Origin of the sequence: Nonomuraea sp. KM90, from assembly GCF_052246675.1 — a bacterium.
Taxonomy (GTDB): Bacteria; Actinomycetota; Actinomycetes; order Streptosporangiales; family Streptosporangiaceae; genus Nonomuraea.
On record NZ_JBQQCB010000014.1, the window covers coordinates 115100 to 128933 of the forward strand.

Here is a 13834-nt window from a genome sequence, read left to right on the forward strand (position 1 = left end):
TGCAGGCGATGCTGGCCGGCACCGTGGTGTCGGCCGTCACCCTGATACTGGCCATCTCCCTGGTCCAGCACCTGATGAGACCGTCAGAACTGCTGCGCGCGCTCAGGGCGCAGGCCGTGATCCCGTCTTCCGTCGCGCCGCTCGCCGCCGCGGCGCTGGTGCTGTCCGAAGGTTGCTGGGCATTCCTGCTCGCCGCCGGGCTGGTCTGGCCGGAGGCGGGCTGGCTGATGCGTCCCGCTTTGGTGGGCTGCGCGGTCCAGCTGGCGGGGTATGCCGCGTACCTGTTGTCACTGCTCAGGAGATATCCCACGCGGGAGATCCCGTGCGGGTGCTCGGGCGGCGACGTTCCGGTCTCGCGGTGGGTGGTCTACCGGGCGGCCAGTGTCTCCCTGCTGGCGGCGGTGGGCACGACCTGGGCAGGGGAGATCGTCCGGCCCGTCGCCGACGTACGGTTCTGGGTCCCGGCAGCGGCGGGGCTCACCTTCGCCCTGCTGCTCTGGCACCTTCCGATGGCCATGGCCGATCCCCTGCGTCGGAATGAGGAGGCATTGGTACCGTGAGTTTCGAGTTGACGGCACTGCTGGTGACGTGGGTGGCCATCGCGCTGCTCAGCCTGGTGGTGGCCGGCCTGATCCGGCAGGTGCACGCCCTCACGACAGGTCCGCGCACTCGGGAAACCGGTACGCCGGTCGGCTCCGTCGCGCCGGAGATCGACCGGATCGCGCCCGGCAGGGACGGGACTGTGCTGCTGTTGTTCCTCACCGACAGTTGCCCGAGCTGCGCCTTGATTTTGGACGAGGCGTCCCGTGCGGTGCGCGAAAACATCGTACGCCCCCAGCTTTTGCACGCAATATTTCCCGGTGAGGCGCGCGACGGCGTGACTCTGCCGAATGTACACGCCGGCGAATCCGACCTCTTCTCGCAATATCGCATCACCACCGCTCCTTTCGCGGTGGCGGTGGACGCGGGCGGGCACGTACGGGCCTCAGAACCGGTCGGCTCCCCGGCCGCATTCGAGGCGATGCTGACGAAAATCGCACAGCCCACCCTTACCCGGGACCGAACAATCTGATCGGAGTCGTGAAATGCTCGACCTGGAGAACACGCCTCCCCTGCGCGGGCCGCGCCCGGACGGATCGACGCGGGTAAGACGTCCAGTCCCGAAACTCCCCGGCATCCCCGTGCACCTGACTCGCCGGTCCATTCTGGGCGGAATGCTGGTCGCGGGTTCGGCCATCGGGGTCACGGTCCTGGGCATCTTCCCGCCGGCGCGCAAGGCGCTCGCCGACGGCTACGACATCAAGGGCCTGCCGTGCCCCTCGTACGCGGCTGACCACAACTGCTCGCCCGGCTGCGGCCCGAGCGAGACGTGCGCTCTGACCGGCTGGTGCTGCTCCTCCTCCGGCTATCACCGGGGCGACGCGGAATACCGGCTGCGGCCGAACCAGTGCTTCGGCGGCACGGCGGACGGCTGGCTGTGGCGCTACACCAGCTCGTGCGGCGGCTGTTCCGCCGTCACCTTCCGATGCCACGACGGCTACACGGTCACCTGGGCCGGGCCGTGGGTGAAGACCATCTGCCGTTACCGGACCGCGTGCGGCTGACCTCGGGACGAGGCCACTGCGATGCCCGCCCCCACCAGGGTCCGCAGCACTGTCACCGATCCCCTGCTGGCAGCCGCCGCCCTGGCGATGCTGGCGATCGCCGCCGCCGCGCTCCAGCAGAGCGTGCTGTGCTGGGCGGCGGTCGGAGCCATGGCCGGCTACTCGCTGTCCGGTTCGGTTTGAGCGCGTAACAGCAACTTCGTGTTGTTCTCGCCAGGTTGGCGAGCACTGACAAGCCAGGGAGCAGTCCTGGCCGCCTTCACCGCAGGGCTGGTCCTCGGCGGCGTCACCAGCGCCGGCGTTCTATGGCTGCTGTCCGGCCTGACGGCTCCCGTCCCCGACGTCTGGAGGCACCCTCTCATCGTCGGCGTCGCGGTGCTGGGCGTGCTGAACGAGACGCGGATCGTCCGGCTGCCGCTTCCGCAGAACGCCCGGCAGATCCCGCAGGACGTGCTGCGCCGCCGTGCCCGGCTGGGTGCCGCGCAGTTCGGCTTCGAACTCGGCACGGGGGTGCGCACGTACGTGTCCACGACTGCGCCATACGTGGTCGCGGCCGGCCTGCTGCTCAGCCATCCCACCCTGTCGGCGGCGCTCCTGACGGGCGCGGGCTTCGGCCTTGGGCGCGCGCTGACAGCCGTCCTGAGTTACCTCGCGCGAGACGCGGGCTGGGACGCGAGGATGCTCGCCAGGCTGCGGACGATCGCGATCGGCGGCTCCGCTGTCATCTTGGCCGCCCTGGTAGCGCTGGCTGTGCTGGCTTTGCTGGCTGTGCGCGCGACAGGTCGGCTCTGATGACATGTGCCGGCAACTGGACGCGATCCCGCGCCGTTTCCTGGGTGCATCTGCTTCGACGGCTGGGAGCGGGTCTCGACGGGCGATGACGGGAAGGAGATCACTTTCGAACGCGGGTCCCCCACGCTGCGAGGGAGATGGCTTTCCGGTTCTGTCGCTCAGGTGATCCGATGGTCTGCAGGCCGAGGAAGGCCGGCCCCCAGGCGCCCGCTCGGGCGCGGTGGTTTCACGAACGAGTTTTGGGACCGCGATTCGTATGAGTTTTGGTACCAGTTCGCGATCTTCGAGATCGGTTCGGCGAACGAATTCCGGTGCCAGTCCTCAAGGGCACCAGGTCTCTCGCCAGTTGGTGTGTAGCTCATGGGTAAGGCGAGGCCGCCGAGGAGGTGCCGGGTATTGATCGCGTGGGCTCGCTTGACGCCTGCAGCGCGCCGCTCGGCTCGAAGGCGACTTCATTAGCAGGCTGATCGTCAGCGGTCGTGTCGGGGCGCTTGGCTATCAGCGCTCGTCTAATCGAGCCGGGCAACGATCACGGAATTGAGCCACCCGACGTCGTCCGTCCGTCCGCATAATCTGTTCCATGATGCGTCACAAGTGCGCGTTTTACGCGTTCGGGTCCCAGTTTGCGAGCTGCTCCATCGGCTCGGTGTCGCCGCTGGTCTCCAGACCGTCGAGCGGGACGCGCTCGTAGAAGTAGAGGACCAGTTCGCTCGCTGCGCCTCGCATCGCCATGTCGCCCGGCTCCGCGTCAGCGGCGAGGTCGTCGCAGCGGACGCCGTCGGCGTTGAGGGTCAGGCGCCAGGAGCGGCCCTCGGTCGTGTGCAGGTCGATGGTCGCCGGCTTGAACGGCCAAGGGACGGTCGTCGCCGCGACGGTCGTCAGGAACTCATCGACCCCCTCGACCGCGACGTCCGTCGGCAGCGGCTGTGCGGCCCCCTGGGTGAGCTGGGCGTCGTAGGTGTGGACGGCGATCTCCTGGATCTGGTGCCGGGCCACGGCTCCGCTGGTCTCCGGGGCCTGCGAGCGACCCCACCAGGTCCAGCAGCCGCGGTCCGGGCCGGCCTCGCGCATCGCGTCGAGCATGAGCTCGGTCGACTCGGCGAGCCAGGCGTCCAGGGCTTCGCGATCGCGGGGCGCGGTCGGGGCGCCCTTCGGGTCCGTCCTCGCCGGGGGCTCAGCGCCCGGGCCCGCCGCGACGATGGCGGCCTGCCGGCGGCGGCCGTCGCCGAGGTGCTGCGCCAGTTCGCGCAGCGTCCAGCCCGGGCAGGTCGGGACCTGGACGTCAAGGTCGGGGGCGGACGCGATCGCGGCGCGGAACGCCGCCGAGCGGTCTTCGATCAGCCGCAGGACCTCGGGGAACTCCAAGATGTTTTGCACCTCGGTTGTCTATCACGGCGCTCCGGCCGCCACGTACCTGGCCACGGTGTTATGCGCCACGCCCAGGCTGTTGGCGATCTCTCTGACGGAACGGCGTGACGAGGTTATGGGTCATGGATGGATAGCCAATGGTCAGGCTGTGTCGCCGGTCTGTGTCTTGGCTCGGCCGTGGGCCATGCGATAGAAGCTGGTTTCGGTCTCGATGATGGTGGCGTTGAAGGTGAGCCGGTCGACGATGGCGGCGCAGAGGCGGGGTTCGGTGAAGGTCTTGGTCCAGCCGAAGCTCTCGTTGGAGGCGATAGCGACACTGGCGGTTTCCTCGCGATCGGTAAGTACCTGAAACAGCAGGTCAGCGCGTTTGTCGAGCTCCATGTAGCCTAGTTCATCGATGCAGAGAAGATCGAAGCGCCGGTAGCGGGCGATGGTCTTGTTGAGGATCAGTTCGTCGGCGGCTTCGACGAGCTCGTTGACGAGCTTGGCGGCCAGCACGTACTTGACCCGGTATTCGGCCATCGCGGCTTCGGCACCCAGGGCGATGAGCAGGTGTGACTTGCCGGTTCCTAAATCGCCGATGAGGCAGAGCGGGTGCCCGTTCTTGACCCATTCGCATTTGGCGAGGGTGTGGATGACCGCGGGCGGGATGCTGCGGTTGGCGTCGAAGTCGAAGCCCGACAGCCATTTTTGACGCGGGAACCCGGCGGCTTTGATGCGCCGCTCGGAACGGCGCCGCTGGCGATCGTCGCATTCGGCCATTAGCAGCTCGGCAAGGAAGCCGCGGTAGGTGAGCTGTTCGCGTTCGGCGGCGTCGGCGGTGGGGATGAATTGGCCGCGAATGGTGGGCAGTCGCAGCAGTCGGCAGGCCTGGTCGATGGCTGTCTCGGTGGCGGGCTCGGTCAGGCCTCGTTGGTGGGTGGTCATGATGCGTCTCCCTGGCTGGTGGCAGGTGGTGCAAGAGCACGTCGGCTGGGCAGGAGCTCGTCGTAGGCGGCCACCGAGGGCAGCGGTCGGGTGTCGACCGGCAGCGTGGCCAGCCGCCGCTGAGTCAAGGAGGCGATGTCCTCGGGCAGCTGCACCGGCGTTCCGATCGGGCGGGGCCCGGGATCGGCGGTGGTGGGCTGTGGGTCGCTGTGGGCGGCCTTGCGAGCTTCGACGGCGACCGCGTCCGCGGTCATCGCGCCGACCTTCAACGCCGTCGCGATCCCGGCAACGACGTGCTCGTGGGCCATGGTGCGGTGCAGGAGCAGCACCTCGATCAGGGCGCGGGTGCCGGAGGTGTCGCCGTGCGCTTCGCGCACAGCCGCCCACCAGGCGTCGTGCACGGGGGTGAACTTGCCGCCTTGACGGGCCTGATCCAGCGCGGTGGCCCCAGGCAGCGCGCCCGGCTTGCGCAGGAGCACCTCCAGGAAGTGGTCCAGCTCCAGGCGGGAACCGGTCTTGGCGATCAGCCGTTCATGCCGGGCGACCTCCACCGCCTTGTGGTAGATGACCAGGTGGGAGGCGTGTAGGAGCACTCGGACCGGGTGGCCGATCAGCCGGACCGGCACCGAGTATCGGACGGAACGGACGGGGATCTGCGAGCGGCGATCCACACGCAGGTGGAAGACCCGGCCGGTCTCGAAGTGCTCTTCGGGCAGCGGCTGCAGCAACGGCTGCTCGGTGGCGAAGTCCTCACCGACGGTCCGGATCCGAGACCCGATCCTGCGCTGGTCGTCTTCTCGATCCCATTGCTCGATCGTGGCGTTCAGCTCCGCCAGTGAATCGACGCGCGGGACTTTGACCAGGCGATTGTGATGAAACCGGCCGACCTCGCCCTCCACCCCGCCCTTCTCGTGGGCGCCGTCCTTGCCCGGCCGGCAATGGAAGGCGTCCAGGCCGTAGTGCGAACGGAAGGCCACCCATCGCTGGTTCTCCACCCGTGCTCGGGCAAAGCCAACCACCTGGGCGACCGCGGCCTTCAGATTGTCGTAGCGGACCTTGCCGGACGGCACCCCGCCCAGCACGCTGAGAGCATGCGCGTGCCCCTCGAAGAAGGCCTCGTGACCGCAGGATGCGGTGACGCGGTGCACCGCCTTACCCGAGTACGACATCCGGAACACGAACAGGTAACAGGCGGTCCGCACCCCGGCAAGATCGATCCACACGTCTCCGAAGTCGACCTCGGCCTCGACTCCCGGCTTGTGGATCTGGTCGATCGGCACTTCCGGCAGAGGGCCACGACCCGCCTCCTGCAAGATCACGGCTGGGGCCACGCCGACGTCAACGCCTCAGTCACCATCCGGCGATGCACCCCATATTTGGCGGCCAACGCCCGCTGCGACAGCCCCTCCAGCCGAGAGTCTCGCCGGATCGCGGCGAACAACTCCACCTTGGTCATCCGCACCGCATGCGCCCCCTCACGCCTCAGAGCACACCGAGCGTCTCACCACAACTCGGGCAGTGGCACCAAAACTCGCTGAACCGTCACCACCCGGCTACACGCTGGTACCAAGACTCACGCGGCACTGGTACCGAAACTCACGCGTAGAACCAGGCGCGGAACAGCGCGCCTGCCGGAAATTACATCCGCCCAGGTCATGACTCTGCGAGGGCTTCGCGTGGCGTATGCGAGCTCCGGTCACCCGTGAGACGGAAGCGCGTACGGCAGGATGATCCGCTGCGCTCCTTCGCCTGGCCGACCTCACCGTCACCAACGCGTTCGCCGCGCTGCGGTTGCTCCCCATGGGCGCTCGGGACAAGGACGTGGAGATCCTCGTCCTGCGTCACCGGATCGCCGTCCTTGAACGTCAATTCGGCGCTGACACCAGAGTGCGATTCGCGCCTGAGGACCGGGCCTTCTTGGCCGCTCTTCTGACGTCGCTGCCGCGCGAGGTCCTGCGCCGGCTGCGGTTTCTCATCCGGCCGGACACTGTCTTGCGCTGGCACCGCGACCTGCTGCGAGGGCGTCACGCCCGTACCGGCTCGGCGGCATCCTCCACGAGTACTCGCAAGTGGCTTGACCTGCATGGATGTAATTTTCGGCAGGCGCAAAGCTCCCGAGCCAATCGTGGACGGCAACACGATCTCTTACCGGGACGCGGTGGCCAAGGGTGCCGACCTGGTGCTCACCGCCCGCCCGAACGGGTTCACCCAGGACGTGGTGCTGCGTGCCCGCCCTCAGGGCCTGGTCAAGGTCAGCCTGCCCGTCACCCTGCCTGAGTCAGAAACGCCTCAGCATCAGGGACGAGAGTGCTGCCGGCCACAGGCGATCGGCTGGTTCGTAGCGCACCCGTGGGACCTGACGGCGCAGGACCGCGTTCTCGTGCCTGAGCACCAGCAGGTCCGCCTTCGTAGAGACCTCGCTCCGCGAGTCAGCCGCTCACCGACCTGGGGAGCACCCGATCCCACATGGTGAAGGCCGGCGCTGGCGATGATTCGTGTTCCTGAGCCCCTCAGACACGGAACCATCGCCGGAGCCGGAAAGCCTCGCTGAAGGGAGCCAACTACTTGCCCTCTCTGGGCAGCACCATCCTGGACGAGTCGACCAGGAGGAGGCCGGCGATCCCGGCGATCGGGAGCAGGGTGAGCTGCCAGAGGCCGGCGCCGTCCCAGCCGAGCGCGCCCACCAGGCGGGCGAACAGCAGCCCGGAGAAGGCGGCGGCGACGTAGTACGTGAGGATGAACAGGCCGGCGCCGCGGCCGACGTGGTGCGGGCGGACGGCCCGCTGCATGGCCGTGCTGCAGTTGGTGAACAGGAAACCGCTGGCGAACGTGCCCAGCAGGAACGACAGCAGGTACTGGGCGGGGGCCGAGGTGGCGATCTGGTACATCAGGTACGCGGTGACGCCGGTGGCGACCATGGCGAACATCAGCAGGCGGGCCTGGTTGTACCGGTCGCCGAGCCAGCCGGCCGGCAGGGCCATCATGGCGCCGAGGCCGCCCATGGACACGGCGAACGCGGCCTGGTCGGGCGCGAAGCCGAGCGCCTCGCGCAGGAACGTCGGGTAGAGGCCGAGGTAGCCGTAGAAGACCAGGCCGGAGACGGCGCAGGCGATGCCGATGCCGAGCGTGTTGCGGTTGTACGGGGACGCCGGCACGTGCTCGTACGACGCCCCGGTCGTTTCCGTGGCGGTGCCGGTGACCGCCTCGGTCATCCTGCGTGACACCGTCGCCGCGATGAGCAGGCTCATGACCAGGCCGACGGCGGCGAACAGGAAGAACGGCGCCCGCCAGGTCCCCCAGCCCGCGGCGAGCCCGTTGCCGAAGAGCGGGCCGAGGAAGACGCCGAGGCCGAAGGCCACGCCGACGACGCCGGCGGCCAGCGCGCGGCGGTGGAAGAAGAACGCGCCGAGCACGGCGTACATGGCGGTGGCCTGGATGCCCTCGCCGACGCCGGAGACCAGTCGGTAGATGCTCATGTCGACGAATCCCACGGCCAGCGGGATGGCGAGGGTGCCGAGCGAGTAGACGAGCACGCTGACGACGACGATGGCCTTGCGGGAGAGCCGGTCAGACAGGTAGCCGGCCGGCGGTCCGGCGAGGGCGAGGCCGAGGGTGAAGCCGGTGGCCAGGAGTCCGCTCTGTTCGAGGGAGAAGCCGAGCTCGTTCCGGATCTCGGGCAGGAGGGGGTAGAAGATCTGCCGGTCCATCGCGTTGAGCATGTACGAGGCGCACAGGACCGCGAAGCCGATCGCGACGGAGGTCTTCGTCAGCTGGTCGGAGTTGGAGTTCATACGGGCGCCTCCGCCCTCGGGACGCTCGGTGGCGCTGCTCATCAGATGGCTCCTCTGTGGCGCAGGGGGGTGAACTCATGTCGGCTCACATCTATCGGACAATCGTCCGTAGAGCGGTCGTCATGAATTGGCCTCAGAATGATGCGTGGTGCGGCACCTGTCAAGGGGGTGCTGGGGCTCGTGAGGGGAGCGGGGAAGCAAGCGCGGACGGATGTCCGTCCCGTGGCTAGGGCGAGGGCGGGAAGGGGGCGGCCATGGCGACGCGGGGGCGGGAACCAGCTGGTCCCACCCACGCGACAGATCGAGGGATGCGCGCTACCGCTCCGAATGGTCGAGCGAGGTGAGCACGGACAGCCCGTAGGAGTAGCGCAGCGGCAGGGACGTGGCCCCGCGCGCGCCCGCGGTGATGGCCAGCGCCTCGCGGATGGCCTCGGCGTTGTGCCGCAGCGCCGCGCCGGACAGCCGCACCCCGCGCCCGCCACTGATCGAGCCGGAGGTCACCATCAGCAGGTCGGTGCCAGGGTGGAGGTCCGCGGGGCGGGGTTTGGCGCGGGCCGCCGCGCACACGCCGTACGTCACACTGCCGTCATCGAGCGGGCGGTAGCGGCCGGGGGGCAGGACCGCGCGCAGCGCCTCCGGCGGACCGATGACGATCTCCGGCGCGAAGCGTTCGACCAGGTCGTGCCCGCTGCCGCCGGTGCGCGGCGGGTCCGTCCAGGCGACCGCGTGGCCCGCCTTGAGCGCCGCGAGGTAGGCGGCGACGGTGCCCGGTTCCCTGTCCCCCACCAGCGCGACCAGCCCGCGCCGGGTGGCGGGCAGGAGACGCGCGTACCCGTTTGCGAGCCTGAGCAGGGACCGGTAGCTGAGCTCGGAACCGTCCGCCGCGACCAGCGCCGCCGTTCGCCGGGGCGCAGGCCGAACGGGTCCATCACCGGCCGCACGTGGAGCAGCCGGGTCGCCGGGGAATGGTTCGCGACCGGATCTCCAGCGACCAGAAGTCCACCTCGCACCACCGGCCGGCCAGCGCCGGCTCAAGCCCCGCGAGGATGCGGATCGCCTCCCAGGCCAGGATGTTGCCGACGAGGCCGGACAACATTCCCATCGCACCCGCCTTCTCCCTCTTGCCCACCAGCGTCCGCATGCCGTCGCACCCGTGGTCGGCGAACGTCTCCGCGCGGACACAGGACCAGCAGGGTGTCCGGCCGGGAAGGATCGAGGTGCCGAGCACGCCGACGTGGTAGGCGTAGCCCGTACCCATGATTTGCGGGCTCCGGCAGGCAGGCCTCGCTCACCCAGCCCGCCACGTCGTTCGGGGCACAGGAACAACAGCGTGTCGCCGTCCTCCTGCACGATGACGCTGTCGCAGGCGCGGGCGAGCGACGGCATCGGTCACGGCAGGCCTCCTGGGGGTATGGGTGAAGCAGATTGCCTCACCCACCTGGTGCTACCGGTTCAGTTTCCGGTGGAGTTCGACGCGGTTACCGCGCCGACGCCAGGGGGGCTTCTTCCACTTTGACCATCGCCGGGCGTCGTCTCATAGTCACCCTTTCTCGGGGAATTCCTACCCGCATATCATCCCCATTCCCAGGTCGGTTGACAAAGAGCCGCATTGAACAGCTCCTCATTGATAAAACGCGCTCAGTTCGCGGACGGCTTGGTCGAGGTCTTCTGCCACTCCCCGGCGCAGCAACTTGGCGTGCAACTTCTCACCGGTGGCCCCCAGCCGGCGGATCCGGGCGGCCCGCTCGGTCATCTGCGCCTGAACCTCCGCGATGAGCGCCTCGGGCCGGCCCGTCCACCCGTACGCGTCCAGGAACCGGCGTAACCTGGCCGGCCGCGTGTGGAACGCGGTGAAGCCCTCCGAGGCGGCCACATGGCGGGCGTGCAGCGGCACCCAGCAGTGCGCCACCAGCGCCACGTCGGAGTCGACCGTGGTGGGTCCGGCGAAGTCCCAGTCGAAGAACCCGGTCAGCCGCCCGGCACGGTAGGCGGCGTTGAAGGTGCTGGCGTCGTTGTGCGCGATGATCAGCCCCGGCGACCATCGCCCGCCGGAGCGCCAGCGGGCCTCCGCCGGCGGCACGAAATCGGCCACGGCCTCGTGGTAGGCCCGCAACCACCGCGCCACCTGCACGAGCGTGCCCTCGGTACGCGTCCAGGGCGGCCACACCAGAGCGTCCCCCATGGTCTCGCCCTCCAAATACGTGAGGATCTCCGACCCGTCCTCGCCGACGCCCAGCACGCGCGGCGCCCCTTCGAAGCCCTTGCTCTCCAGGTGACGGAGCAGCGCGTGGACCGAGGCCGTCCACTCCCGCACCGGCCGGCGCACCGTGGCGCCCACACGGACGGCGCCCCCGTCGCTCCCGCCGCCGAGCCGGTCCCCGCTCATGCCGGGCCCCGCGTGGAGATCTCGGCCGCCAGGTCGCGCACAGTCGGGTGATCCATCAGGTCGGCCAGCGTCAGGTCCACGCCGAAGCCCTCGCGTACGGCGTCGATGAGCCGCAACGCGCTCACCGAGTCGCCACCGGCCTCGATGAAGTCGTCCAGCACGCCGACGCCAGGAAAGGCCAGGATCTCCTGCCAGAGAGCGACGATCGCGCGTTCCGCCGGCGTACGCGGCGGCTCGTACCGGTTGACGCCTCCGTCAGCCAGCACGTGCTCGCGGCAGCGCGCCTCGTCGAGCCCTCCCGTGGCGTCCGTCCACAGCTCGGGGACCGTCGCGAACCCCACGGTCTCGGGCACGGCCATCCGCGCGTACGCGATGCGGCGGGCCCCCACACCCGTCAGGAACGCCTCCGGGACCACCACGACGACGTGATCTCCCGGCGTGGGCAGTGACGCGGCGTTGCGCAACTGTACCACCATCACCGGCAGGTGGACCTATGAAGGGAACGGCGGCGACGTCGGGTTCTTCGATCACGGCACGCAGCTCATAGCCACCCGTACCTTCTACTGGGACTGGGGGCAGAAGAAGTACGCCGACGCCAGATCCGCAGGTCCCAAGGTGGGGGACGCAGTGTGCAAGTTCGGATTCCGAACCGGACGCAGTTGCGGCACCGTCACCGCGATCAACCAGACCTCATCAGATGGTATCGGTGGCTTGGTCAGGACGACCATCCCGGCAGAGAGCCTCGCCACGTGCTATCGGGGTGACAGCGGGGGCCGTTCCACCGTGACGGCGGAGAGGCGTACGGCGTCCTGCAAGGTTTCCTCCGTGACGGCAACGGCGACCCCTGGTGCGCTTTCACGCCCGTGAACCGCTACTACAACGGGGCACGTTATTACGTGTGGACACGATGAATCCGATGCTGGGCCGCGCCTGTCTGCCGAGCAGACCAGCGCGGGCCAGCACCCGACTCAGAAGTGAGTTCACAATGACACGCGCGACCCTTACTGCCGCACTGGTCGGCATCACGGCATTGACCGCCTGCACGGCCGACAGTCAGCCCGGCGCCAACGCCGCAACGCCGTCCCTGTTCTCCCCTACAGCGACCGGCACCGACCCGGTCATTCTCGTTCTCGATGACCAGGAGGGCGGGAGCCAGATGATGCCACTGACGGCGTGCCTGAGATGGATCGAGAACGAGTCCTGCCTGGTCGTGGTCGCCGGCAACTACCGACCGGAACGAACTGCCATCCCGGTGTGGCCCAAGGGCACCGTTCCCCTGCGTGGTTCGGATGGCAGACGGGGGGTCACTAGCCCCGAGGGTGAACAGATCCTTGCCGGGGACGCCTTGAGCGGGGGCGGGTCGTGGATCCGGCCGGATTCTCCGGTCTATCCCAAGTTCACGCCGCCGGCAGGCTGTCGTGGCCACGACTTGTACTTTGTCATCGACAGTACGGATCTACGCCGCCTGTAGGAGATCGCTCCCCAAGGGGCCTTCAAAGTCTCACCAGCACGGCCACCTCAGATATCGCAGACGCATCTCTTTGTGGTCACCCGCGTACTTCCGAGATTCCGCATCGCGCAAGCCGAAACAGGACCGCCGACCCCCATCGACCTGGCCCCGACCGCCGAGTACACCGCAGAGCCATCCTCGGCGACCTCATCAACGAGTACCAGATCGCCAGCTGAACCACCGAAAACCGGCAGGTCAGGCACCGGATCCTATTATTGAGCCCCACAGGCGACGATCTTGCGTTGGCATCGTAGCCTCGTGGCGCGTAAGTGGACCTTGACGGACAGGAGGCGCCCGGGACGGCCAGGCACCCGCCCGCCGGTCAAGGCACTGAATACTCGGATGGCGCGGGAGAACCCGACCTGGGGACATCGGAGGATCCAAGGGGAATTGGCTCGCCTGGGCTACCCGATCGCGGCCTCCACGGTGTGGGAGATCCGGCACGCCGCCGGCATCGATCCCGCGCCGCGCCGGGCAGGGCCGACTTGGCGGCAGTTCCTGACCGCCCAAGCCCACGCGATCATCGCCTGCGACTTCCTGGTGGTCGAGACGCTGCTGCCCAAGCGGCTGTATGTGCTGGTCTTCATCGAGCACGGCACCCGGCGACTGCACCTGGCCGGAGTAACCGCACACCCGACCGGAGCATGGATCGTGCAGCAAGCCGCAACCTGGCCAGGAACCTGGATGCCCGCATCGCCGGGCTGCGGTCCCTGATCCACGATCGAGACCCGCTCTACACCTCCGCATTTCGGGAGGTCTTCAAAGCCGAAGGGCTGCGGATGGTCACAACGCTGCCGCGGACGCCGAGGATGAACGCCAGCTGCGAGCACGTCATCAGCACCCTGCGCCGCGAACTCCTGGACCGGATTCTGATTCTTGATGAACGCCATCTGGCACTCGTGCTCCAGGCGTATCTGATCCATTACAACGGGCACAGGCCGCACCCATCGCGGTACCAGCGCCCCCGAACGTCACACCGCAGCCCGCCCGCGACGTGACCGAACTCAACGACCTGCGACCCATCCGCCGAAAACCCGTCGTCACCGGCATGATCACCCGAATACCAACACGCCGCTTAACCGCAGCTCAGACCACGTAACTCAATATTCGAGCGGCACAACCTCCGGCTGCCCGCCGGGCTGGCCCCGGCCGAGGCGCTGACGCTGCAGATCACGGTCCAGACGGCCTTCCTGGTCCTCGGGACGATCGTCGCGGGCCCGCTCGCGGACCGGCTGAACCGGCACAAGCTGTTCGTGCTCATCTCCTCGCTGATGGTCACCATGTCGGTCGCGCTGCCGCTGGTCTCACCGACCTGGCCCGTCCAGCTGGCCGGCGCCGTCATCGGCGGGGTGGGCTTCGGCGCCTGTCTCTCCGTCGACCAGGCACTGGTCACGCTGGTCCTGCTCTCGCTCGTCGGAGCGCTCATGATCCTGCGGGTGCGGAGCGGCCGGTAGGA

17 protein-coding genes and 1 pseudogene are annotated in these 13834 nt (G+C 68.5%); 10 read left to right on the forward strand and 8 right to left on the reverse strand.

What is annotated here, in order from left to right:
- Positions 1-8 precede the first annotated feature (8 nt).
- The 5 genes from ACTWPW_RS18040 to ACTWPW_RS18060 all read left to right on the forward strand — a co-directional run bounded on the left by ACTWPW_RS18040 (position 9) and on the right by ACTWPW_RS18060 (position 2396).
- Complete coding sequence (locus ACTWPW_RS18040) at positions 9-560, forward strand: MauE/DoxX family redox-associated membrane protein (RefSeq protein WP_443169370.1); 552 nt, start codon at positions 9-11, stop codon at positions 558-560.
- Entirely contained in the window at positions 557-1072 is a 516-nt protein-coding gene (locus ACTWPW_RS18045) for a hypothetical protein (protein ID WP_443169334.1), read from the forward strand. Before ACTWPW_RS18040 ends, ACTWPW_RS18045 begins: the two co-directional genes overlap by 4 nt.
- 142 nt (positions 1073-1214) lie before the next feature.
- The gene (locus ACTWPW_RS18050; RefSeq protein WP_375111071.1) at positions 1215-1604 is read left to right on the forward strand and encodes a hypothetical protein; all 390 of its coding nucleotides are present in this window, start codon (positions 1215-1217) and stop codon (positions 1602-1604) included.
- Positions 1605-1625: 21 nt separating this feature from the next.
- On the forward strand, positions 1626-1787 hold the full coding sequence (locus ACTWPW_RS18055; protein ID WP_375111072.1) for a hypothetical protein: 162 nt from the start codon (positions 1626-1628) through the stop codon (positions 1785-1787).
- An 18-nt stretch (positions 1788-1805) separates the two neighbouring features.
- Entirely contained in the window at positions 1806-2396 is a 591-nt protein-coding gene (locus ACTWPW_RS18060) for a hypothetical protein (RefSeq protein ID WP_375111073.1), read from the forward strand.
- Positions 2397-2999: 603 nt separating this feature from the next.
- On the opposite strand, the gene ACTWPW_RS18065 is transcribed toward ACTWPW_RS18060, so the two are convergent.
- The 3 genes and pseudogenes from ACTWPW_RS18065 to ACTWPW_RS18075 form a co-directional block, all read right to left on the reverse strand.
- Positions 3000-3773, reverse strand: a complete 774-nt coding sequence (locus ACTWPW_RS18065; RefSeq protein ID WP_443169335.1) for a maleylpyruvate isomerase family mycothiol-dependent enzyme — start codon at positions 3771-3773, stop codon at positions 3000-3002.
- A gap of 132 nt (positions 3774-3905) precedes the next feature.
- Positions 3906-4691: an IS21-like element helper ATPase IstB gene (istB, locus tag ACTWPW_RS18070; RefSeq protein WP_443169336.1), complete on the reverse strand. Its 786-nt coding sequence runs from the start codon at positions 4689-4691 to the stop codon at positions 3906-3908.
- A pseudogene (locus tag ACTWPW_RS18075) lies at positions 4688-6147 on the reverse strand (IS21/IS408/IS1162 family transposase). Before ACTWPW_RS18075 ends, istB begins: the two are co-directional and overlap by 4 nt.
- Before the next feature lie 627 nt (positions 6148-6774).
- Here ACTWPW_RS18075 and ACTWPW_RS18080 point away from each other — a divergent pair.
- Positions 6775-7164: a hypothetical protein gene (locus ACTWPW_RS18080; protein WP_375111082.1), complete on the forward strand. Its 390-nt coding sequence runs from the start codon at positions 6775-6777 to the stop codon at positions 7162-7164.
- Positions 7165-7252: 88 nt separating this feature from the next.
- Here the strand turns inward: ACTWPW_RS18080 and ACTWPW_RS18085 are convergent, their stop codons facing one another.
- The 5 genes from ACTWPW_RS18085 to ACTWPW_RS18105 form a co-directional block, all read right to left on the reverse strand.
- Positions 7253-8524, reverse strand: coding sequence for an MFS transporter (locus ACTWPW_RS18085; RefSeq protein WP_443169337.1), 1272 nt, complete (start codon positions 8522-8524; stop codon positions 7253-7255).
- A gap of 273 nt (positions 8525-8797) precedes the next feature.
- Complete coding sequence (locus ACTWPW_RS18090) at positions 8798-9517, reverse strand: AMP-binding protein (RefSeq protein WP_443169338.1); 720 nt, start codon at positions 9515-9517, stop codon at positions 8798-8800.
- Positions 9411-9740 carry a HesA/MoeB/ThiF family protein gene (locus tag ACTWPW_RS18095; RefSeq protein ID WP_443169339.1) on the reverse strand — a complete coding sequence of 110 codons (330 nt, stop codon included), beginning with the start codon at positions 9738-9740 and terminating at the stop codon, positions 9411-9413. The genes ACTWPW_RS18090 and ACTWPW_RS18095 overlap by 107 nt, the downstream gene beginning before the upstream one ends.
- Positions 9741-10103: 363 nt before the next feature.
- Complete coding sequence (locus tag ACTWPW_RS18100; protein WP_443169340.1) at positions 10104-10868, reverse strand: hypothetical protein; 765 nt, start codon at positions 10866-10868, stop codon at positions 10104-10106.
- Entirely contained in the window at positions 10865-11344 is a 480-nt protein-coding gene (locus tag ACTWPW_RS18105) for a phosphopantetheine-binding protein (protein WP_443169341.1), read from the reverse strand. The genes ACTWPW_RS18100 and ACTWPW_RS18105 overlap by 4 nt, the downstream gene beginning before the upstream one ends.
- A 422-nt stretch (positions 11345-11766) precedes the next feature.
- Here ACTWPW_RS18105 and ACTWPW_RS18110 point away from each other — a divergent pair, with 422 nt between their 5' ends.
- The 4 genes from ACTWPW_RS18110 to ACTWPW_RS18125 all read left to right on the forward strand — a co-directional run bounded on the left by ACTWPW_RS18110 (position 11767) and on the right by ACTWPW_RS18125 (position 13832).
- Positions 11767-12339, forward strand: a complete 573-nt coding sequence (locus ACTWPW_RS18110; RefSeq protein ID WP_443169342.1) for a hypothetical protein — start codon at positions 11767-11769, stop codon at positions 12337-12339.
- A gap of 381 nt (positions 12340-12720) precedes the next feature.
- Positions 12721-13092 carry a hypothetical protein gene (locus ACTWPW_RS18115; RefSeq protein WP_443169343.1) on the forward strand — a complete coding sequence of 124 codons (372 nt, stop codon included), beginning with the start codon at positions 12721-12723 and terminating at the stop codon, positions 13090-13092.
- A 65-nt stretch (positions 13093-13157) separates the two neighbouring features.
- Positions 13158-13376: an integrase core domain-containing protein gene (locus ACTWPW_RS18120; protein ID WP_443169344.1), complete on the forward strand. Its 219-nt coding sequence runs from the start codon at positions 13158-13160 to the stop codon at positions 13374-13376.
- A 255-nt stretch (positions 13377-13631) separates the two neighbouring features.
- A complete protein-coding gene (locus ACTWPW_RS18125) occupies positions 13632-13832 on the forward strand; it encodes a hypothetical protein (protein ID WP_443169345.1) in 201 nt (66 codons plus the stop codon).
- Positions 13833-13834: the final 2 nt, after the last annotated feature.